Below are 22,000 nucleotides of genomic sequence, written 5' to 3'. Positions count from 1 at the left end.
GAAGGTCTATCGTTCATGGGTACCGGTTGCTTCCTGCTCGCCTTTCGCCTTTCGTGAGTGTCGTCTATGCCAACCCCTCTGCCACTGCAGAAACTGCCGCCCTTGAGTTCGCTGAAAGGATTTGAAGCGGCTGCGCGTCTGCTGAGTCTCCGCGCGGCTGCCGAGGAGCTGAACCTGACGCATCCGGCCATCGCCAACCAGATTCAGCGTCTCGAAGAGAGTCTGGAGGTGAAACTGTTTGCCCGTGAAGGCCGTCATGTGGTGCTGACGGCGGCTGGCGAGCGTTTCTATCCGGTGGTGCGTGAAGCGCTGGCGGGTCTGGTGCAAGGCGCCGAGTCCCTGCGCCAGATGCAGCATGCCCAGCCGCTGACGATTCAGGTCTATGTGACGACCTCGATTCGCTGGTTGGCACCTCGCTTGTCGCATTTCCAGGCCATGCATCCTGAAGTCGAGCTCAAGCTGATGACGTGCAGTCTCGGCTGGGAGTTCGATGAGGCCAATGCCGATGTCGGTATCGTGTTCCGCGATGCGCCGCTGGCGGATCACCTCCACTGGCAGCCGTTGTTCGAGTCACGCCTCTTTCCGGTCTGCAGCCCCCAGCTGCTGGGCGACGATGCACGCCCGGTCCCCGCGGATGCCTTGAAGACGCTGCCGTTGATCGGGGTCTACACCGAGGGCTGGAATTGGGAGAGTTACTTCGAGGCATTGTCGCTAGGCCCTTGTCCTACCCGCAATTGCATCGTGGTCGACACCCTGGCCGTCGCCCTGGAGATGGCGGCGCGGGGGGAGGGCGTGGCATTGGTCAACGGGCCCTTTGCCGACGATGACCTGGCGAACGGTCGACTCATCAACCCGACCGGGCAGGTGACGACCGGGCGCGGTGAATGGGGTGCTGTCTGTCACCGCGAGCTGGAGCGGGATCCGCGCGTCGCGACCCTCCTTGGCTGGCTGGCGTCGCAGAGTCGCAGCGTGCCTACCTGATCCGCCAGAGCGAGAGCGGTTACGTGACAACGCCACCTTCGGGTGGCGTTCTTGTTTCCGACATCTGGTTCTGGGTTCTGGCGCATGAGGCTCTGACGTTTGTGGGCGGATCGCGGATCGCGGATCGCTGTGCGGAGGCGCGGGGTCTGGGCGGGCTCACAAAAATTGTTACCAATCGCCAAATTCTTATGAATTGTTGGCAGGCAGGTCGGCCAGTAGGGTGAGCCTCAAGATGACATGGGCCACACCGGACAGGATTTCCCTCCGTCCCGAGCGGCCCTGTGCAGTACACCGGACAGCCAGCAGGCAGACAGCAGAGAGGGCAGCACATGAAAGTCGGATTCATCGGTCTCGGTAACGTGGGTGGCAAGCTGGCAGGTAGCCTGCTGCGCAATGGGCATGACGTCACCGTGCGTGACCTTGACCCGGAAGCCGCCAAGCCTTTCCTCGCGCAGGGTGCCAAGTGGGCGGATTCTTCCAAGGAACTCGCCGAAGCCAACGACATGGTCATCACCTGCCTGCCGTCTCCGGCTGCCTGCAGCGCCGTGATGGAAAGCGATGACGGCATCATTGCCGGTCTGTGCAAAGGCAAGATCTGGCTCGAGATGAGTACCACCGATGACGGCGAACTGCGTCGCATCGCCGACAAGGTGCTGGCCACCGGTGCCAAGGCACTGGAAGCCCCGGTCTCTGGCGGCTGCCACCGCGCCGCCACCGGCAACATCTCCATCTTCGTCGGCGGTGACCGCGATTCCTTCGAGCAGGTGCTGCCGGTGCTGACCAACCTGGGTCGCCGTGTCCTGCACACCGGGGAACTGGGCACCGCCTCGGTGCTCAAGGTGATGACCAACTACCTGGCCACCGCCAACCTGTGCGCCGTCGCCGAAGCCCTGACCGTCTGCAAGAAGGCCGGCATGGACATGAATACCACCTACGAGGCGATCAAGATTTCCTCGGGCAACTCCTTCGTCCACGAGACCGAGTCCCAGGTCATCCTGAACGGAAGCCGCAACATCAGCTTCACCATGGATCTGGTGCTCAAGGATGTCGGCCTGTTCGACACCCTGGCCAGGAACCTGGACGTGCCGCTGGAAATCTCCCCGATGCTGATGGACATCTTCCGCGATGGTCAGGAACGCTTCGGCCCGCGTGAGTGGTCATCCAACATCATCCGTCGTCTCGAGGAAGCCGCCGATGTCCGTGTGCTCGGCACCGGCTTCCCGGCAGAGCTGACCGATGACGAGCCGGAAGAAGTCGGCTACGAGGTCGGCGTTACCGGCCGCAGCTGAGCCGTGAAGACTGCCCCGGGGTGCCGTGCGAATGGCCTCCGGGGCATTTGCGTTTGAGACTCACCCTCAGGGAGAGTGTTATCTCCCACCAGCAACGAGAGGTCTGGCATGCAACATCACGACAACTTCTACATCAATGGCCACTGGCAGACACCCTTCGGGCGCGAGCGCATGGAGGTCATCAATCCGGCCACCGGCGAGCTGTGCGCCAGTGTGCCGCGCGCCGGTGAGCAGGATGTGGAGGCTGCCATCATGGCAGCACGTCAGGCGCTGCCTGCCTGGGCCACGACATCCGCGCAGGAACGCCACGATATCCTGATGGCGGCAGCGGATGAGATGCAGCGTCGCTTCGATGAGCTGCGCGACGTCCAGGTGCTCACCATGGGTTGCCCGGTACAACTGGCCGGCGCGCTGCACGTGGAAGGCCCCATCGAGGGAATGCGGTACTACGCCGAACGCGCCTTCCAGATGGAAGAGGACGAGCGCAAGGGCGATGTGACCCTGATGCGCGAGCCCATCGGCGTCTGCTCGCTGATCAATCCGTGGAACTATCCGCTGCATCAGTTGATCGGCAAGCTGGCCCCGGCGCTGGCGGCAGGCTGCACCGTGATCGCCAAGCCGGCGGAGCAGACTCCGCTGCAGGACTTCATCATGGCCGAGATCTTCGAGAAGGTCGGTCTGCCTGCAGGGGTCTTCAATGTGGTGACGGGCGAGGGCAGCGAGATCGGTCCGGTGATGTCCGGCCATCCGCAAGTGGATATGGTGTCCTTCACTGGCTCGACCATTGCCGGTAGCAAGGTCGCCGAGAGTGCCGCGCCCACCGTCAAGCGGGTCTGTCAGGAACTGGGCGGCAAGTCGCCGCTGCTGGTGACCGAAGATGCCGACCTGGCCGCGGCCGTGCGCTTGAATGTCGAGAACATCATGGCCAACACCGGCCAGACCTGCGACGCCTTCACTCGCTTGCTGGTGCCGCGTTCGCGACTGGAAGAGGCGACCCGCCTGGCGGTCGAGATCGCCAATGAGCAGGTGGTGGGTGACCCGAACGACCCGGCGACCACCATGGGGCCGCTGGTCTCCGAGCGTCAGCGCGAACGTGTCCTGCATCTGGTGCAGCGTGCCATCGATGACGGTGTCGAACTGGCGCTCGGTGGCGTCGAGCCGCCCGAAGGGCTTGAGAAGGGCTGCTATGTGCGTCCGACCATCTTCACCAATGTCAGCAATGAAATGGAGATCGCCCGTGAGGAGATCTTCGGGCCGGTGTTGTGCATCCTGCCCTACGACGACGTGAAGCAGGGGATCGCCATCGCCAATGACAGCGTCTATGGCCTGTCATCTGCGGTCTATGCGCGTGACGCCGAGGCAGCATTGCCCATCGCCCGCTGCATGCAGGCAGGACAATGCTATCTGCAAGGGGCAGAGTTCTCCTTCGATGCCCCCTTCGGTGGTTACAAGCGTTCCGGCAACGGCCGCGAATGGGGTGACGAAGGCCTGGCGGAATATGTCGAGGTCAAGGCACTGCTCGGGGCGCCGGCCATTGCCTGACAGAAGGCGGGCCGCGCCGCCGTGATGCCACGCAAGATACCCGTGATTCGTGAGGCCAGAGTGGCCCGTGAATCACGGGTATCTTGCATTCGCGCCATCGACCATTCGCGCCATCGACAAAAGGCGCCCTCAAGGTACTTGTCGGCTGTCGCCGCCGCGTTTCGCTATCAGAGCAACGCCCATCGCGTCTGTCAGATCGCTGGGTGCTGAAAAATACCTATATTGGGCGCTGAAAATACCTATATATAGTGGCAAGACTTTGTGCGGTGCAGCATGGCGGGCTCGCCAGGCAACGTTTTCGGCCTCAGATGATGCGCGAGGACAGCTGGCGCGCCGCCTGGACCAGATGCTTGGAGTAGGCGCGTGCCTGCTGCGGATTCAGCCAGTCCTGGCTGATGACGGCGCTGATGGCGGCGATGGGCTCATTGCGCATGTTCAGTACAGGCGCGGCGATACAGCTCAATTGTCCCTCGGCATCGCCACTGGATACGGCATACCCGAGGCGTTGCGCACGCTCAAGCTCGGCATCCATCTCGTCACGGCGTTCGGCCAGTTCGGGCGTGATACGTGTGGCAGCCTCCAGGTACAGCTGACGCGAGCTCTCGGGGCGCATGGCAAGAATCGCCTTGCCGGCGGCGCAGGCGTGCTGGGTCATGGTCTTGCCGATATAGAGGTTGTAGCTGCCACTGCCGGAGGCATCGACCTTCGAGATCACCACCACCTGGTCCCCGATGGGGATGCACAGGAAGATCGAGCGGTGAATCTCGTTCTTGAGAATCTCCGCGATGGGGTAGAAGACCGGGATCAGGCTCTGCTTGTTGTAGATCGTCGAGGAGATCTGGAAGATGCGCGAGCCGATGCAATAGGACTTCTTGCGACCGGGATCGTGAGCGACCAGCTGATGGTGCAGCAGGGAATTGATCACGCGGTGACCGGTAGCGGGCGAGATGCCGGTGGACTCACAGATTTCCGAGAGCGTCAGCGGGTAGGAGGCTGCCGCAAGCAGATCCAGAATCATGACACTGTGGTCGACGGCAGGGGCTTTGGTCTTCTCGTGATTCATGAACGCGGGGTCACTCCGAAACGCGAATCTCGGTCACAGGCGGTTTCTGACCGAAGGCTGTGACACTGTGACGACGGAAGGGCGATGCCTCGGGCTGCATCTCCCATCCGTGGAAAGGGGAACGGCCCATAGGGTACCAGACCCATGGGCCGTTCGTGGGGTTGGCGGCTATCCGCCGGGTCAGTCTGCGTGGTCGGCCAGCACCAGATCCGCGCCTTTTTCCGCCACCATCATCACCGGCGCATTCAGGTTGCCGGAAGTGATATTGGGGAAGATGGCGGCATCGATGACCCGCAGCCCCGCCACACCATGTACCTTCAGCCGGCTGTCGACCACGGCGTTCGCCTTGTCCGGCCCCATCGCGCAGGAACCGCACAGGTGGTAGATGGAGCCACCCTGAGAGCGGAAGTACGCAAGCATGCTGTCCTCATCGTGGACCGTCTCGGCCGGGGCGACCTCGCACTCGGTGATGGCCTTGAGAGCGGGCGCGCCCATCAGCTTGCGCACCAGACGACTGCCCTGGATCACCTCATCGATGTCCTTCTGGGTACTGAGGTAGTTGGGGCAGATCGTCGCCGGGTCTGCCGGGTCTGCCGAGGACAGTGAAATGCTGCCACGGCTGGTCGGTCGGCAGGAATTGAAGGCCAGCAGGAAGCCGGAATACGGCTCCGGTGTCAGCTTGGCTCTCGGGTCGTTGGGAATCTGGTAGGACATCGGATTGAAGTAGAGCTGGATGTTCGGCTCTGACTCCGCCTCGCTGCCCCGGAAGAATCCTCCGGCCTGATTCACGCTCATGCCCAGCGGCCCGCTGCGGTTGATCAGGTACTGCAGTCCCGCCTTGGCCTGGCCCCAGAAGGACGCGAAGTCATCATTCAGTGTGGTGCGATTGGCGCGGTAGTAGTAGCTGGCGCACAGGTGGTCCTGCAGATTCTGACCGACGGCCGGCAGGTCTACCTGTGTCTGGATACCATGCGTGGCCAGCGCCTCACGCCCGCCGATCCCCGAAAGCTGCAGCAGCTTCGGTGAATCTACGGCGCCAGCGCAGAGAATGACTTCGCGACGCGCGGTCACCTCGATGACTTCGTCATCACGCCGGTAGGCGACACCCATGGCGCGCTTGCCGCCATCGGGCGTCTCTTCCAGCATCACGCGCTCCACCCGACAGATATGCTTGAGCGTGAGGTTGCCGCGTGACAGCGCCGGCTTCAGGTAGGCGGTATTGCTGGAATCCCGCTGTCCCTTGCGGATGTTGGCCTCATAGATGCCAGCCCCCTCGAAGTGTTCGCCATTGAAATCATCATTGAGCGTGTACCCCAGCTCGCGGGCACCTTCCAGCCACGACTGACAGATCGGGTGCGCGCCATGTTTGAGTGGCGTGATGCCGATCAGGCCCTGGCCGGAGCGATACTCGGTATCGCCTCCCGGGTGGCATTCAAGACGCTTGAAGTAGGGCAGTACCTCGCGATAGGACCAGCCCTCGTTGCCGGCGCGCGCCCAGTCATCGAAGTCCGAGGCCTGGCCCCGGACATAGATCATCGCATTGATGGAACCGGAGCCACCCTGCACCTTGCCACGGGGGGTATAGATCTTGCGCCCCCCCATCGCGGCTTCTTCCTTGCTGTAATACATGTAGTTGTAGGCCGGGTTGTAGTAGGTCTTGGCGAACCCGACCGGCACCTTGATCCAGGGCGAGGTGTCCTTGCCGCCGGCCTCCAGCAGCAACACCTTGTGGCGACCGTTGGCGCTCAGCCGGTTGGCGAGGATGCACCCCGCCGACCCGGCACCGACAATGATGAAATCGTATTGCATCGGCGTTACGCCTCCGGCTTGCGCTTCCAGTCGGTGCTGGACTGTTCCTTCACGTCATAGGGACGCGGGTCCATGCTCAGGTGCAGTGTCCGGCCGGTGTAAGGCGAACTGGCCTTGACCACGTCCATGTCCAGCTCGACCCCCAGGCCCGGCTTGGTGGAGGGGATGATGTAGCCATCACGCCACTCGATCTTCTCCTTGAGCACATCGGCGTGGAAGCCATCCCAGGTGCCGATGCTTTCCTGAATCAGGAAGTTGGGCGTGGCGGTCGCCAGCTGGATGCTGGCCGCGGCGCCGACCGGGCCGTTGTAGAGATGCGGTGCGATCTGGGCGTAATAGACTTCTGCCAGCGCCGCGATCTTCTTGCCTTCCAGAATGCCGCCGACGCGCCCCAGGTTCATCTGCAGGATGGAGGCCGCGTTGTTCTTGAGCACATCGTGGAATTCGTACTTGGTGGTCAGGCGCTCACCGGTCGCGACCGGAATGGAGGTGTGGTCTGCCACGCGCGCCATGGCTTCGCTCTGTCCCGGTGGTACCGGCTCTTCCAGCCACAGCGGGTCATAGGGCTCGAGATACCTGGCGAGACGAATGGCAGATGCCGGTGTCATCTGGCCGTGGGTGCCGAACAACAGATCACAGCTGTTGCCGACTGCTTCGCGGATGCGGCGGCAGAAGGTGGCGCTCTTGTCCATGCCTTCCAGAGACAGCATCTGACCGGAGTAGGCTGTGTAGGGGCCAGCCGGATCGAACTTCAATGCGGTGAAGCCCTTTTCCTTGTTCTCCAGTGCGCACTCGACGGCCAGCTCGACGTTGTCATAGTCGTAGTTGCCGCGTGCATCCTTGGGGTACAGGTAGGTGTAGGAACGCAGCTTGTCGTGGACCTTGCCACCGATCAGTTCATAGACCGGCAGGCCAGCCGCCTTGCCGACGATGTCCCAGCAGGCCATCTCAAGACCACTCAGCACGCCCATCATGGTGAGATCAGGGCGTTGGGTGAAGCCACTGGAGAAGGCTTCGCGGTACAGGCGTTCAATATGATGCGGGTTCTTGCCTTCCAGATAACGTGAGAAGACATCGGCGATCGCCTTGCTCATGACTTCCGGATGGAAGGTGGCGGCATAGACTTCACCGACCCCTTCAATGCCGCAAGCGGTACGTAGCTGGACGAAGATCCAGTACATGCCGCCGACGTGGGGCGGCGGAGTGGCGACGATGTGTGTCTCGCAACTGACAACTTTCATGGTGGCAGGCCTTTCAGTGGTCACTGGCTAGCAGGATGGTGTGGGAGCGCACTGCCTGGCATGCCGTCATTCGACGCCAACAGCGCGCTTCCGGAAAGAAATGGGGTAGGGCGTCAGCGCCTCCGAGGAGAGGGCTCCCCGGAGGCGTGACAGGCAAGACGGAATGGCGTGATCAGTAGTTCATCACGACCAGACGGGTCTGGGTGTAGTCGAGCATGCCGTGCTTGCCATCATCACCGCCCAGACCAGAGCGCTTCCAGCCGGCGTGGTAGCCCTGGTAGGGGTCCGCTGGGGTGCGGTTGATGTAGAGCTCGCCGGCTTCGATGTTGTTGGCGACCTTCATGGCAGTGCGATAGTTCTCGGTGAAGACCACGGAGGCCAGGCCGAACTGGTGATCGTTGGCCAGCTCCAGGGCTTCATCGATATCGCGATAGGTCAGCACTGGCAGCACCGGACCGAAGATCTCTTCCTGCACGATCTCCATGTCCTGACGGCAACCGGTCAGCAGGGTCGGCGGGTAGAAGTGACCCTTGCCCTCGGGGATATAGCCGCCGATTTCCAGAGTGGCGCCGTCATCGATAGCGCGTTCCACCATCTGATGGATGTTGAGGCGCGAATTCTCGTTGATCAGCGGCCCCATCAGGCTGGCATCGTCCAGTCGGTTGCCGAACTTGACGCCTTCCATCTGCTGCTTCAGCTGGGCGACGAAATCGTCATAGACGGATTCGTGCACATAGACACGCTCGATGGCGGTGCACAGCTGGCCACAGTTGGTGAGGGTAGAGGCCGCGATCTGTGCCGCTGCCTTGGCCAGATCGGCATCCGGCTCGACGATGGCCGGTGACTTGCCGCCCAGTTCCAACGAGGACTTGGCGATGTTGACCTGGGAATATTCCAGCACCTTGCGACCGGCGCCGACGCTGCCGGTCAGGGTGATCATGCCCACCTTGGGGTGTGTGCAGACGGCTTCCGCGGTGCCGTGGTCCATCGCCAGGATGTTGACGATGCCTGCCGGAATGCCGGCATCCTGGATCGCCTTGGCGATCTCGAAGGCGGAGGTCGGGGTGTTGTTGCTCGGACGCACGACCACGGTATTGCCGGTGATCAGCGCCGGGGCGATCTTGCGCAGCAGGGTGAACACCGGGTAGTTGAACGGAATCAGGCAGGCCACGACGCCGATGGGCTCGCGCTGCAGCAGCAGGCTTTCATTGGGAGTGTCGCTGGGGACGATCTCGCCCTCGATACGACGTGCCCACTCAGCGTGGTAGCGCGTGATGTCGGCGGCGTAGACGGCTTCATTGGTGGCGTCTTCCAGGCTCTTGCCCGACTCATCTGCCAATGCCTGGCCGATGGCATCCTTGCGCGCCATCAGGGCCTCGGCAAGCTTGTGCATGTAGCCGGCACGCTCGGTGCTGGTCTTGGCACGCCAGTCCTTTTGAGCCTTGGCCGCAATGCTCACCGCTTCAAGCGCTTCGTCAGTGGTTGCTGCCTGCACCTGACCTACCAGTGCTTCAGTGGCCGGGTTGTAGACCGAAATCATCTCGCCCTGGGAAGAGGCGATGAATTCGTTGTTGATGAAGTTCTTGTCAGTGCGCATGCATCACTCCTCCTGAATTTGGCTTACAGGCTATGAAGCGGTGCCAAGACTGTCAAACTGTTTTTCACATACGGAAGTTAAATTCCTTATATGGAATTCTTAATTGGGACTACCTTGATCGTCATGTCTTCCATGGCTGTCATGCCTGCCTGTGGCGGCGGCCATGCCATCGAGAGATTTCCGCTGGCATCCTGGGGCATGTCCTGTTCAGCGATGTCATCTGCCATGGCAGTGCTTCACGCTACATGCTGCCGGCGAAAAGAGAGTGGGAAAGCCGTTGGTTCTGACACGATGTCATGACGCGCGTGCAGGAATGTCAGGCGAGAATTCCCACATTTGAGCTGCCTCTTTCTGGCCCTTCATGGCGCATCTTTCGCTGGAATTAACGCGCTTTCAGCGTAAGTGTTCACTCTGTTCAGTCATTAACTAAATGAGAGCATTCCTATATGCTGTGCCACCTGATCGAGAGCCAGGGACGGGCCAGTGACCTCAGGCCATCGTCTACGTCAATTGCCAGGGATGCAGAACATGTCAGATTCATGGGTACTCGACGCCTTGCTGTCGTCGTTTGATGTCTCACTGAGCCAGAACGAGCGCCTGCTCACGCTTGAGATGAGCGGCGCGGACTTCATTCCGCATCGCCTGGTGGGGGAAGAGCGTATGTCGCGTCCCTTCGCCTATACCCTCGACTGCATCTCCCAGAACGGTGATATCGAGCTCAAGACCCTGATGGCCCAGCCGGCGGCGCTCTCGGTGCGTCAGGCCGATGGCAGCTACCGCGAGCTTTCGGGGCTGGTCGAGTCGGCCGCACTGCTGGGTGAGGACGGTGGCGTCTTCTATTACCAATTGACGCTGGTGCCGTGGCTTTCGATGCTCAAGCTAGGTCGTGACAGCCGCATCTTCCAGGACGTGAGCGCGGTCGAGGTGATCGAGTCGGTCTTCTCGAACCACGCCATCGCCCAAGGCGAAGCGCAGGGTGGCTGGCGGCTGGATTTACGCCGCGAGTACCCGGCGCGCAGCTACTGCGTGCAGTATCGCGAAAGCGACTTCCAGTTCGTCAATCGCCTGATGGAGCAGGAAGGGCTGTTCTATTACTTCGAACACGCCTCTGTCGACAGCGACTTCAATGGTCACCGCCTCGTCATCACCGATGATGTCGCGACCTGCGCACCGGTCGAGCCGCAGGTGATCCGCTTTCACCGACAGGATGCTACCGAGTCTGAGGACTCCATCACCCAGTGGAGCGGTCGCCGTCAGCAGCAACCGACGCGTGTCAGCCTCGGCACCTTCGATTACAAGCAGCCGGGTCTGGAGAAACGCTCCGGTCAGGACACGCGTAGCGATCAGGGCAATCTCAGCGAGCAGGAAGTCTACGACTACCCCGGCGAGTACTATTTCGACGATCACTCGCGCGGCGAACGCCTGACCGTCAATCGCCTCGAGGCCCATGAATCCCGCGCCAAGCGCTTCTACGGCGCCGGGGGTACCCGCCAGTTGAAGGTCGGCCGCTGGTTCGAACTCAGCCAGCACGCCCGCCATGAAGACGGCGACTCGAGTGAGCGTGAATTCCTCGTGCTGGGCCTGACCGTTTGTGCCGAGAATGCGCTGCCGGTCTCCGCGCACCTCAAGGCGCTGCCGGGCAGCCTGCAGGCGCGCATGGCCGAGGCGCGCCAGGCGCATGGCCTCAATGAAAGCGCTCACGAAGACTACGCCGATGTCGGCACCGGTCAGTATCTGATTGACTTCGAATCCCAGCGTCTCAGTCAGCCGTACCGCCCGTCTCTCGATCATCCGCGCCCCAATCTGGGTGGCCCGCAGACCGCGATTGTCGTCGGCCCCGAGAATGAAGAGATCCACACCGATTCGCTCAACCGCGTGCGCGTCCAGTTCCACTGGGACCGCAGCGAGAAGGGCGCGGCTGACGCCAGCTGCTGGCTGCGTGTCGCGCAACCCAACGCCGGTGCTGGCTGGGGTAGCGTGTTCGTGCCGCGTATCGGTCAGGAGGTCATCGTCGACTTCCTGGAAGGCGACGTGGATCGACCGCTGATCACCGGACGCGTCTACAACGGCGACCAGACCCCGCAATGGCACTCCAATGGCCTGCTCTCCGGCCTCAAGAGCAAGACCTACCGCGGCAACAAGTACAACGAGCTGGTGTTCGATGACGCCACCGATCAGGAGCGTGTGCGCCTGAACTCGGAGCACGAGAAATCCCAGCTCAATCTCGGCTATCTGATCCACCAGCAGGGCAACACACGGGGCAGTTTCCGTGGCACCGGCTTCGAGCTGCGCTCGGACGCCTATGGCGCCATCCGCGCCAACAGCGGCCTGATGCTCAGTAGCTGGGGGCAGATTGCGGCCAGTGGCGAGCAGCTGGATCTCTCTCCTGCGCATCAGCAGCTCGCCAGCGCCTATCAGCTGGCCAATACGCTCAGCGACAGCGCCACCAGCCACAACGCCGAGGCGCTCGCGGGGCGCACGCAGATCAAGCAGGCCAGCGACGATACCCAAGGCACCTATGGCGCCGATGACAGCGGTAGCCGCTTCGACGGTAGCTCAGCCCAGAGCGCCACCAATGGCGGGCGAGGGCAGGCAGCGCGCCTGAATGCGCCCTGGCTGCATCTCACATCGCCCGCCGGCATCGCCACCAGTACGCCGGAATCGACGCACCTGGCACAGGGCCGCTCGCTCAGCGTCACCAGTGGCGAAGATATCAATCTGGCCACCGGGCGCAGTCTGGTAGGTGCCGTGGTCGAGAAGTTTTCGCTGTTCGTACAGCGCTCCGGCATCAAGCTGTTTGCCGGCAAGGGCAAGGTCGAAGTTCAGGCGCAAAGCGATGCGATGGACCTGACGGCGGAAAAGGACGTCACCATCACCTCCACCGAGAACGACATCGATATCAATGCCGCCAAGGAGATTCTGCTCACCTGTGGTGGTGCCTACGTCCGCCTCAAGGACGGCAATATCGAACTCCACGCGCCTGGCAAGATTGATGTCAAAGGCGCGCAGCACAGCTTCGGTGGGCCGACGAGCCTGAATGCCGCGATGACGGAATTGCCGGAAGGCGAAGACTTGCTGTGTCCGAGTAAAGGACAAAGCGCTGCCGCCAATGGCGACGGTGTGGTGGAGTCCTGATATGGCCATGCTGGATGAGGCGGAATTCCTGCAGGTGGCAAGACAAGCGGCTACCGAGTCACGCCTGTATCGCGTGGTAGACCCAAGCAATACGCCGCAACGCGCATTGAGTGCGAAGGACCAGAAATCCGCGGGCCTGGTACGCAACGGATTCTATGCCCAGACGCCATCGCAGAAACTCTATCTACAGCCGGTGCCGCCAGAAACGCACCTGGGCAAAGAGCTGGAGAAGGAGAGGCAGCAACGCTTTGCAAGCCTCACGACTCCGGTCGCGTTCGGTGGCTGGGTCATCACAGCCCAGCCGCTCTCCAGCGTGGTGTCATATTTCCAGCGCCAACTTGAGCAGACGACCCCGGAAGGCAAGAAGGCGCTGCTGCGCTTTCATGACCCACGGGTATTGGCGCGCCTCGAGGCCATTCTTGACCGCGAGCAGCTATCGGCACTGTTGGGACCTATCGATCAGTGGGTCTACCTGGATAACGCCCACGCACTGCAGAGCATCGCACCACACAGTGAGCAGCGTCGCCTCGGGAGATTGAACCTGACGCTCTCCCAATGGTCTGCCATCAGACGGATAGGGATGCTGAATCATTGTCTGGAGCTATATCGCACGCTGCCGGAAGAGAGCAAGGCAGGTTCTGTGGATGCCGCAACCGTGGATGCGTTACTGGTCGCCGCAAAGGAGTGTGGTCTGGATGAGCGACAGGATATCTCGGTCTTCGTGCTCCACGGGATGGTCACATATCCGATGTTCTATCAGCATCCGATCATGCGCCAGTTACTGAGCACCAGAGCGACACCTGATCCACGCAGCACTCACAGCTATATCAGCTTGACCAGCAAGCTTGAGAGCGCCGATTGGGACAAGATCATGGAAAGCAGGGAAAAGGTATAACCTCATGTCAGGTCAAATAGTAAATCAGCATGTCGCTTTGAGTGTCGTGAATGGCGAATGTCGTTTCTGCAAGCGTACTGGCTTTCCGATCCTGCCTGTTCGATATGCTGTCTGCCAACGTAACGATGCCAATCAGCAAATCCCTGAATTGTCAGAAGATAGGGTGAAGGCTTTTACTGACATAAAGCTTGATCAGACACTTGAAAACGGTAAGCGCACCACGCGCGTGGTTCCCTCTGAGGTCAAGGAAGAGATAGCTCATAGCACCTCCAGTCAGGTCAATAAATATATCCTTCGCCAATTGCGCAGCGGCTATCTTTACTTGTTCGATAAAGACAACCCCGATGGCATGTATTGGTCTGCATTTGCGATTACCGCCGATGGAAAATATTACCAGTTCCCCGTCAAGCAGCCCCCGTCTCTGGACAAGATGGCGATGCCGTGTACGCTCGAGTCAGGCAATAGGGATGGCGAGAGTGATGAAGAAAAAGTCACACGCGTCAAGAATGAATCGTTACAAGCCTCTCTGGTCACTATCACGACTCCTGACAAGAGCGGTGATGTGTATTATGCCTATACGGAACATGCATGGCCTGAAGGGTTTCTGGATGAGGTGAAATCCAGAATTCTCAGCGGTGATCCCTGGTGTGACAAGTATCTGCAGAAATTCAATGTTCCTGACTGGAAAGCAGGGGTGGCACAAGATCATGCTTTCAGCTTGGAAGAGCTGGAGCAGGTCGCTGAATATAGTCCCGGCGCAGCAGGGCTGGATGAGCAATTCTGGTCCAGTGGACCAAAGCGTGATCTCTATAGCCCAGAAGAAATGAAGCAGACGATGAGTGAGCGGCTCAGATATGCTTCAACGGACTACGAGGGCAGGGGCTTGATCCTCGCGGTCAATGACGAAATAGGTATTATCCAGGAGCTCAACGCTTATCGTCACCAGGCGCTTGCTGCAATTGAAGAATATTTTGATCCTGAGAAAGGAAATGAAGAGCGTCGTAGGATGAAGTTGTGTAGCAATGCTATTAAGGAATTCAAGGATAGTTTTGCTACATCATATAAACTTGTGGATGAAAATCGTCCTAAGGTGACTGGTCCTACTTCTGTAGCAAAACAAATAGATTATGACATACTGAAGTCTAGACAGGAGAGTACCCATGAGAAATTTAACGAGCAGATTGATAAAATATATGACTCTAAAGCGCTGATAAAATTTGATGGAAAATATAAAGATCATACTCAGAAATGTGATTTTTTGATGCGTGTGCATGATGATGATTATGCGCAGTGGTTGTACAAGTATTCACAATCCTTAGTTCCCGGATGTTTTTTCAATAACTTGGAGGTTGGAGGGTTATACACAAATATAGTCTCTCGGCTAATCAAGGGTGGGATATTGTCACCTGCCAGTGCATCCTGTTGGAAAGAGCTAACGGAAGATGTACTGAAAGATGATTCGTTTGTTATATCTGTCCTTTTCATGTTCGATAAGGATTTGATCTCTGATGCCTCTTTGGATATTTCGCAGCTGAGTGACGGTTCTTACCTAGATGAAAGCAAGCTCCTGAAATGGCTTGCAGTCTTCGATGCTATCTTTGAAAGTTGTTCATATCAGATAAAAAATAAAGAAGAATTATACGAGACTATTATCAATTCTCAAGCTTTAAATATCCAATCTATTGGATACTCGTTTGTATATTTTTTGCAGCATTCTGTTAACGTTAACCTCTATAATTCAAATGCTAATCATTTAGTAGAAGAAAAAGCACTTGATAAATTCATGAAGTTAGTACAAATGTCATGTATGGCTGGAGGAAATGCCTCTTCGAAAGAAATTTCGTTTATTCTTCTTGAGCGTGAAACTGTCACATTATCCAGCTATGGAGAATGGCTGTATAATTATCAAAATAGAATCATGAAAAGCCAGAGTAAGGAGCCCGAAGTATTTAAGGCTAAATCAGCATCAAATGAAGGAGATTCTAATATAACTCTCTTGGGATGTATGTCCAGCTCAATGCAGTGTATAGATGTTATAATCCCTAAGCATACTCTCATGAATAAAGACAAGATAAACCAAGTTTACAGTATTGCAAACGATATGGGTAATGTGGTCGAGATTGCAGGAGCTGCGACTTCTATATTAAAGGATATTTCAGAAGAGAAAATAACATCAAGTAGTTATGGGAAAATAATACCAGCGGTCCTCACCATGGCCGGTGTAGCACTTTCTATAAGCAAGAACAAAATAGAAGGGGAAGAAGTAAAATGGCATGCAATAGTATCAAGTATTGCATCTATTGGTGCAGCTTCAATAAAGATGGCAGAAGGTATCGCCGCTTATGTCTCTCCTAGTTCTTTATTCCATTTCTCAGTTAGTCCAGGGTGGACTGTTCTTGGGAAATTTTTAGGACGAGCCTCTGGTCTGATAGCTCTTTATGATATTGTTGATAAGTATAATCAAGCTAGCTCTGATAAGTATAATGGCAGAGCTATAAGTGAGGAGAATAATAGTATGATGGCGTCAGTAACTGCGGGCGCTACAGCTGTTGGTTTGATAGCTGGCTACCTCATCGCTGGAGCCATTGCAAGCATTCTCGCTGGGGCGCTGATAGCATTTGTTGTGATTGCTATTGGTATTAATTGGTATAAAACATACGTTCCAGCTGCTGTAGAGTCATGGATTAGTAGGTGCCTTGTTGGTTATGGTTCTGGTGGGATAGAAAAATTCAATGATGCTGCTTCCGAGTTTAATAGCTTGGGGATGGTCTTTAGTGGCATAGAAACTACATTATCTTTAGAGAATATAACAAGAGTGGATAGCAGTAGCGAAAATTCGAAGCAAATTGCTGAAATCACAGGTGGGGCTGAATATTACTGTTTGGAAATTACTGTCAAGTCTCCGGTAATGGACGATGCGGTTTTGATCTTAAAGTTAATGTCTGTGGATAAGGCAACTACTTATAGAAAGGCTAGCTTTAGGTATGTAGAAGGTGAGTTGGTAGTTGTAAATAACAGCACCAAGAACGAAGTTGCTACCGGTGAGGTTACTAGGAATGAAAATCAGCTTGGTGCTATGGTTAAAAGTTTCAAGTTTGAGTCTAAAAAAGATAGTGACAGAGTTGTATTGCATCACAAGGGCTTTTATGAAGATGAAATTGCAGAAAATTTGTCATTGAGTATTGAGTTGGTAGATGGTAGTGGGCGAAAGGAAGATGTTATTTACTTGAAGTAAGTGGAGGAATATATGAAAAGATTATTGTTGATTTTGTGGTTGATAAGTGTAATCAATATTCCTGTGCAGGCGGCAGTGCTTCATCAAGATAATGATACTAACAGCTTTGATGATGACTATAGTTCTTTTGATTATATTTCTCTGTCTACGAAAGAAAATAGGACGCCTGTAGAAAGTTATTATCTTGGGATTGCTTACCTCAGAAACTATGATCATGTCTTGGAAGCAACAAATAATTGCAAAGCGTTTGAGAATTTTGAATTTGCAGCCGATAATGATATTGCAGATGCGATCTTTGTGCTTGGGACCATGTATTATAATGGTGCTTGCGTAGAGAGGGATGTAGATAAGGCCGGTGAGTTGTTTATCGAAGCCGGTAGCAAAGGGTATGTACAAGCCCAGGCTTTATTAGCAAGGGCATACTGGGGGGAGAATACTCGAGATCTATTTGTCACTGATCTTGCTGAGGCGAAGAAGTGGTTGAAAAAGGCTGCTGAAAATGGCGATGCCCCATCTGCAATAGGTTTAGCTTATTTTTATGAACATGGACTAGCGGGTGATGAAAATCCTAGCTTGGCTTTCAAGTGGAGGTTAAAAGCTAGTAGTTTGCCTTACGGTGAATTCAGTTTGGGATATTTTCAACCACTTGGTAGGTATTATGAAAAGGGTTACGGCACTGAAGTCGACTTGATCCAAGCCTATAAGTATTATGATTTAAGCGGTAGTATCGGTGGTGCAGGACGTTCACGACTCTCTAAAAAAATGACTAATGAACAGATCGCTGAAGCCAGGCAGCAGTCTAGGCAGTGGCAAGAAGAGCATCGCCACTTCAATCCTGGCTATAACGGCCTCCAACGCCAGTCTGATGGCAGTTACCGCTAATCGACTCAGTTGATTTCAGTGTTGTGCAGAAAGCCCGAGTCCTTCCAAGGCTCGGGCTTTTTTCGTGCTTGGGGCTCTAGATGCTGGCAGGCGGTCGAGGTTCAGGCTCGCTGGAAGGGTGGAGGTGTCATCAGGCTGTAGCAGGGAAAGGCGGTCAGGCTAGCCTTCGATGGCATACGGCGAGTAGGGCCTGGCTCTGGGTCTGCAGGTATTACCGTGAGGGGGCAAGTCAAGGAGTCGCATCGGTACAAGTCAAGAATTATAGCCATATGCCATCCATGAATATTCTGCGGTGCAGGTTGCCATCGGCCCAGCCTGTTCATTGAAAGAGCAGTGGGAGTTATTATATTAGGCGGTGCTGTTTTTAAGGTTAAAGGGCAAAATCTTGTCAGCAATCTTCCGACACGAGATTTGTTACCCAATTTTTACGAATACGTAACAGTTCTGTTATCCCAGAGGATTCAGGGAATGTCGTTGAGTTCTCATCCTTCATGGAGGTATTGCATGCTCGGCAATCCAGGCTCGGGTGACGGGTGAGGATTGAGTCTTCACTCCCGCTGTGGCGCGCTTGGTGTCCCATTGTTCTGCAAACTTCGTGAGCCACGATAGAAGCTCATGAGCAGCGCTAGCAAGCGGCAACAACGCGATTAATCGATGCTTAAACGATAGCGGGATTGCGTTTCTTGCTGGAATCTGCAACTGCAATATGTTTCCATATTCGCGTGTGCGATAGAATAAATATACTAAAACACGATAGACGTTGAGCCTGTGCTTGACGCTTTGAATGCCTGCCGTCGGACGCCTTCCATTTATCCTTTTCGGGCACTTTCATCTGAAGGTGGCAGGAGTATGCAACACACTTGATTTATCTGACAGGGAAGCAGATTGATGTCAAGAACTGGTGTCGAGCCCTCACTGCGCGGCGAATCATTCCACCTGCCATCTTTCAGGATCGCGGGTCTGCTCATGGCAGGCTTGCTGTCATTGCTGGCTGGGTGCAGCTCGACACCGGAGCAGGGGCCCACTGATTATGTCCCCCCGCCCATCGAGCGTTTCGTCGGCACGCTTCCCTGCCAGGATTGCCGCCTCATCCGTGCGGATCTGACCCTGCATCGTGATCCCGAAAGTGGCGAGCCCACGGCGTTCTTCCTGCAGGAAGCGCATGTAGATGCCGTGGGTGGAGACTTCGTGACCACCCAGTGGGGCGACTTCGAGGCCGAGACCTCTGACAGCACTACCTATCTGCGTCTGGAGCGGGATACGCCCTTGAACCTGAAGATGCAGGAGGGCGGCGATACCCTGGAGTTGATGGGGCAGAAGGGCGCTGACAGCGATTACGAGTTCACCCGTGCCGAGCCGCTTGGCTGAGGTTCACCACGCGTTGCGCAGGACCTGCGCACGGAGAGTATCTGACATGGATTCGTCCTTTGACATTGAAGCCTTCATTCGACAGCGCAAGCAGACGCGTGTGGTCAGTGACCTGTTGTATGAGAACGCCTCGGATTATCTGACGACCCTGGGGGCCTTGATTCGCCCGCAGATGATCTTTGGCGAATACCTGCAAGGGGCACCGCGCGGTAGCGGCCGTGAGGCACAGCATGCCTTCAAGGAATTTACCGCCCTCTATGACTCCACGGCCAATGCCGAGCCTTTCCGCTTGCTGCAGGAGCTGGATGTGCCGCTGGAGCTTCTGAGCACGGCCCCGCGTCTCTATCCGCATGAATATGATGTACGTCTCGAGTCCACTGGCAAGGTGATTCGCGTCACCAGCCCGACCCGCTGGGTGGTGGGTTTCGATGGCTTCTCGCTGCAACGCTTCCGTCACATCATCAAGGACCCCAATCGCAGCACCGCCGAGCTGCTGCGCTACGTGGTGCACTATCTGATGCTGTTCTATTGCGTCAATCGTGCCCCGGGCCTCGGGCGACTGTTGCTGGGGCTGCGCTTCCCGGTCAGTTTCGAGAAGCTCGGCGAGTTCGGCAGCATGCCGTTCTGCGTGGTGGGGTCTCCCATCACCTCGCACCTGCCGGAGCAGGACACCATCCTGCGCAGCACCGAAATCGCCGGCAATGACACCTTTGAAGAACTGATCGATGTCGCGGACATCGAGTCGATGGATGACGCCGTCAAGCAGCGGCTGCTCAGGGCGATCGCCGCTGTCTGAGTGGCGTGTCAGCGGCGATGTTCCGGCTGATTCAGCGGGACCCCATTTTTGCTTCGCGCAACCACTTCACAACTGCACATAAGGAAATGCCCCATGGCGGAGAGGGATAGCACACAACACAAGCTGGGACGCATTCGCGCACCACGCGTCCAGATCACCTACGACGTCGAGATCGGTGACAGCCAGGAGCAGAAGGAACTGCCGTTTGTGGTCGGTGCCGTCGGTGACTACACCGGCAACCCGCTCAGCCCGCCGCCCAAGCTCAAGGACCGCAAGTTCGTCGCCATCGATCGCGACAACTTCAACGGCGTCCTCAAGGGCTTGAAGCCGCGCCTTGCCTATCGCGTCGACAACACGCTGAGCAAGGATGGTACCCAGCTGCCGGTCGAGCTGAACTTCAACTCGCTGGAAGACTTCGAGCCGCAGAATGTCGTCAAGCAGGTCGAGCCGCTGCGCAAGCTTCTGGACGTGCGCAACAAGCTCGCCGATCTGCGCAACAAGATGGGCGGCAACGACAAGCTGGAAGAGCTGCTGATGGACGTGCTCCAGAACAGCGAGAAGCTCAAGACGCTGGGCGACGAGTTCGGTCGCGAGCAAGCCGTGCGCAAAGACGACAACTGATTGCGGAGTCAGACCATGAGTGACAATCGTAGTGAATCAGCAGTGGCACCGCAGGCACAGGATACCGTCTTCGCGCCGCAGTCTTCCTTGCTCGACAGCATCATCTCCGAGAGCCGCGTGGCGCGCTCCGAGACCGAGCGCACCCGTGCGCGCGACCTGATCGAAGAGCTGGTCGCCCAGGTGCTGGATGGCGAAGTCATGCCCAGCAAGGACCTCATCGCCGTGCTGGATGCGCGTATCGCCGAGATCGACGCGATGCTCTCCGAGCAGATGAACGAAGTCATGCACGCCAGTGAGTTCCAGAAGCTGGAATCCTCCTGGCGCGGTCTGCGCTATCTGGTTGATCAGACCGAGACCGGCAGCAACATGAAGATCCAGATGCTCAACGCCACCAAGAAGGAATTGGTGCGTGACCTGAAATCGGCGCCGGAATTCGATCAGAGCGCGCTGTTCAAGAAGGTCTACGAAGAAGAGTACGGCACCTTCGGTGGCGCGCCGTTCGGCATGCTGGTCGGCGATTACGAATTCTCGCGCAGTCCGGAAGACATCTATCTGCTGGAGCAGATCTCCCACGTGGCCGCCTCGGCGCACGCACCCTTCATCTCCGCGGCGTCTCCGGAGCTGTTCGGCTGGGACTCCTTCACCGAGATGAGCGGTCCGCGTGATCTGTCCAAGATCTTCGACACCGTCGAATACGCCAAGTGGAAGTCTTTCCGCAACTCCGAAGATGCGCGCTATGTCGGCCTGACGTTGCCGCACGTGCTGGGACGTCTGCCGTATGGCCCGGACACCACGCCGGTCGAGGAATTCAACTTCGTCGAGAACGTCGATGGCCGTGAGCACAACAAGTACCTGTGGATGAACGCGGCGTACGCCATGGGCTCCCGCGTGACTGACGCCTTCGCCAACTATGGCTGGTGTGTCGCCATTCGCGGTGTCGAGGGCGGCGGCCTGGTCGAGAACCTGCCGACCCACACCTTCCAGACCGACGATGGTGAAGTGGCGCTGAAGTGCCCGACCGAGATCGCCGTGACCGACCGTCGCGAGAAGGAGCTGGCAGACCTGGGCTTCATCCCGCTGGTGCACTGCAAGGGCACGGACTACGCCGCCTTCTTCGGCACCCAGTCCGCCCAGAAGCAGAAGACGTACAACACCGACGTGGCCAACGCCAACGCGCGGCTGTCCTCGCAGATGCAGTACATCTTCGCCACCTCACGCATCGCGCATTACATGAAGGCGATCATGCGTGACAAGGTCGGCAGCTTCGCCTCGCGCACCAGTGTCGAGCGCTACCTGAACGACTGGCTGTCCCAGTACGTGCTGCTGGACGACAACGCCAGCCAGGAAGCCAAGGCGCAGTTCCCGCTGCGTGAAGCACGTGTCGAAGTCGCGGAAGTCCCGGGCAAGCCGGGTGTCTTCAAGGCCGTGACCTTCCTGCGGCCGCACTACCAGCTGGATGAACTGACCGCCTCACTGCGCCTGGTCGCAGAGCTGCCGCAGTCCACTCGCAGCTGATGACATCTCGTCACTGAAGACCCCTCGCTCT

15 protein-coding genes are annotated in these 22,000 nt (G+C 57.4%); 11 read left to right on the top strand and 4 right to left on the bottom strand.

Annotated elements, in window-relative coordinates; all coding sequences use genetic code 11:
• The first annotated feature begins 66 nt into the window (after window positions 1-66).
• The 3 genes from BFX80_RS10945 (at window position 67) to BFX80_RS10935 (ending at window position 3,812) form a co-directional block, all read left to right on the top strand.
• Window positions 67-981: a LysR substrate-binding domain-containing protein gene (locus BFX80_RS10945; RefSeq protein WP_084208899.1), complete on the top strand. Its 915-nt coding sequence runs from the start codon at window positions 67-69 to the stop codon at window positions 979-981.
• A 329-nt stretch (window positions 982-1,310) separates the two neighbouring features.
• Window positions 1,311-2,270 carry an NAD(P)-dependent oxidoreductase gene (locus tag BFX80_RS10940; protein ID WP_084208898.1) on the top strand — a complete coding sequence of 320 codons (960 nt, stop codon included), beginning with the start codon at window positions 1,311-1,313 and terminating at the stop codon, window positions 2,268-2,270.
• A gap of 108 nt (window positions 2,271-2,378) precedes the next feature.
• The gene (locus BFX80_RS10935; RefSeq protein ID WP_084208897.1) at window positions 2,379-3,812 is read left to right on the top strand and encodes an aldehyde dehydrogenase family protein; all 1,434 of its coding nucleotides are present in this window, start codon (window positions 2,379-2,381) and stop codon (window positions 3,810-3,812) included.
• 304 nt (window positions 3,813-4,116) lie between these two features.
• On the opposite strand, the gene BFX80_RS10930 is transcribed toward BFX80_RS10935, so the two are convergent.
• The 4 genes from BFX80_RS10930 to aldA form a co-directional block, all read right to left on the bottom strand.
• On the bottom strand, window positions 4,117-4,875 hold the full coding sequence (locus BFX80_RS10930; protein WP_054555863.1) for an IclR family transcriptional regulator: 759 nt from the start codon (window positions 4,873-4,875) through the stop codon (window positions 4,117-4,119).
• Window positions 4,876-5,055: 180 nt separating this feature from the next.
• Window positions 5,056-6,684, bottom strand: coding sequence for a GMC family oxidoreductase (locus BFX80_RS10925; RefSeq protein ID WP_084208896.1), 1,629 nt, complete (start codon window positions 6,682-6,684; stop codon window positions 5,056-5,058).
• Window positions 6,685-6,689: 5 nt separating this feature from the next.
• A complete protein-coding gene (locus BFX80_RS10920; RefSeq protein WP_084208895.1) occupies window positions 6,690-7,925 on the bottom strand; it encodes a mandelate racemase/muconate lactonizing enzyme family protein in 1,236 nt (411 codons plus the stop codon).
• 172 nt (window positions 7,926-8,097) lie between these two features.
• Entirely contained in the window at window positions 8,098-9,522 is a 1,425-nt protein-coding gene (gene aldA, locus BFX80_RS10915; RefSeq protein WP_084208894.1) for an aldehyde dehydrogenase, read from the bottom strand.
• A 528-nt stretch (window positions 9,523-10,050) separates the two neighbouring features.
• Between aldA and BFX80_RS10910 the strand changes: the two genes are divergently transcribed.
• The 8 genes from BFX80_RS10910 to tssC all read left to right on the top strand — a co-directional run bounded on the left by BFX80_RS10910 (window position 10,051) and on the right by tssC (window position 21,969).
• The gene (locus tag BFX80_RS10910) at window positions 10,051-12,657 is read left to right on the top strand and encodes a type VI secretion system Vgr family protein (protein ID WP_084208893.1); all 2,607 of its coding nucleotides are present in this window, start codon (window positions 10,051-10,053) and stop codon (window positions 12,655-12,657) included.
• Between the two features lies 1 nt (window position 12,658).
• Window positions 12,659-13,552, top strand: a complete 894-nt coding sequence (locus tag BFX80_RS10905) for a DUF4123 domain-containing protein (RefSeq protein WP_167593025.1) — start codon at window positions 12,659-12,661, stop codon at window positions 13,550-13,552.
• Between the two features lie 4 nt (window positions 13,553-13,556).
• Entirely contained in the window at window positions 13,557-16,787 is a 3,231-nt protein-coding gene (locus BFX80_RS10900; RefSeq protein WP_084208891.1) for a T6SS effector BTH_I2691 family protein, read from the top strand.
• A gap of 12 nt (window positions 16,788-16,799) precedes the next feature.
• Entirely contained in the window at window positions 16,800-17,669 is an 870-nt protein-coding gene (locus BFX80_RS10895) for a tetratricopeptide repeat protein (protein ID WP_157109478.1), read from the top strand.
• Window positions 17,670-18,635: 966 nt separating this feature from the next.
• Window positions 18,636-19,037, top strand: coding sequence for a copper resistance protein NlpE N-terminal domain-containing protein (locus BFX80_RS10890; RefSeq protein ID WP_167593024.1), 402 nt, complete (start codon window positions 18,636-18,638; stop codon window positions 19,035-19,037).
• A gap of 46 nt (window positions 19,038-19,083) precedes the next feature.
• Window positions 19,084-19,833, top strand: coding sequence for a hypothetical protein (locus BFX80_RS10885; RefSeq protein WP_084208888.1), 750 nt, complete (start codon window positions 19,084-19,086; stop codon window positions 19,831-19,833).
• 93 nt (window positions 19,834-19,926) lie between these two features.
• Entirely contained in the window at window positions 19,927-20,454 is a 528-nt protein-coding gene (gene tssB, locus BFX80_RS10880; protein WP_077377258.1) for a type VI secretion system contractile sheath small subunit, read from the top strand.
• A 15-nt stretch (window positions 20,455-20,469) separates the two neighbouring features.
• Window positions 20,470-21,969, top strand: a complete 1,500-nt coding sequence (gene tssC, locus BFX80_RS10875; RefSeq protein WP_077377255.1) for a type VI secretion system contractile sheath large subunit — start codon at window positions 20,470-20,472, stop codon at window positions 21,967-21,969.
• Window positions 21,970-22,000: the final 31 nt, after the last annotated feature.

The organism is Cobetia marina, from assembly GCF_001720485.1.
Lineage (GTDB): Bacteria > Pseudomonadota > Gammaproteobacteria > Pseudomonadales > Halomonadaceae > Cobetia > Cobetia marina.
The sequence above is the reverse complement of the archived record's forward strand: the minus strand, read 5'-3'. Positions and strand labels throughout refer to the sequence as shown.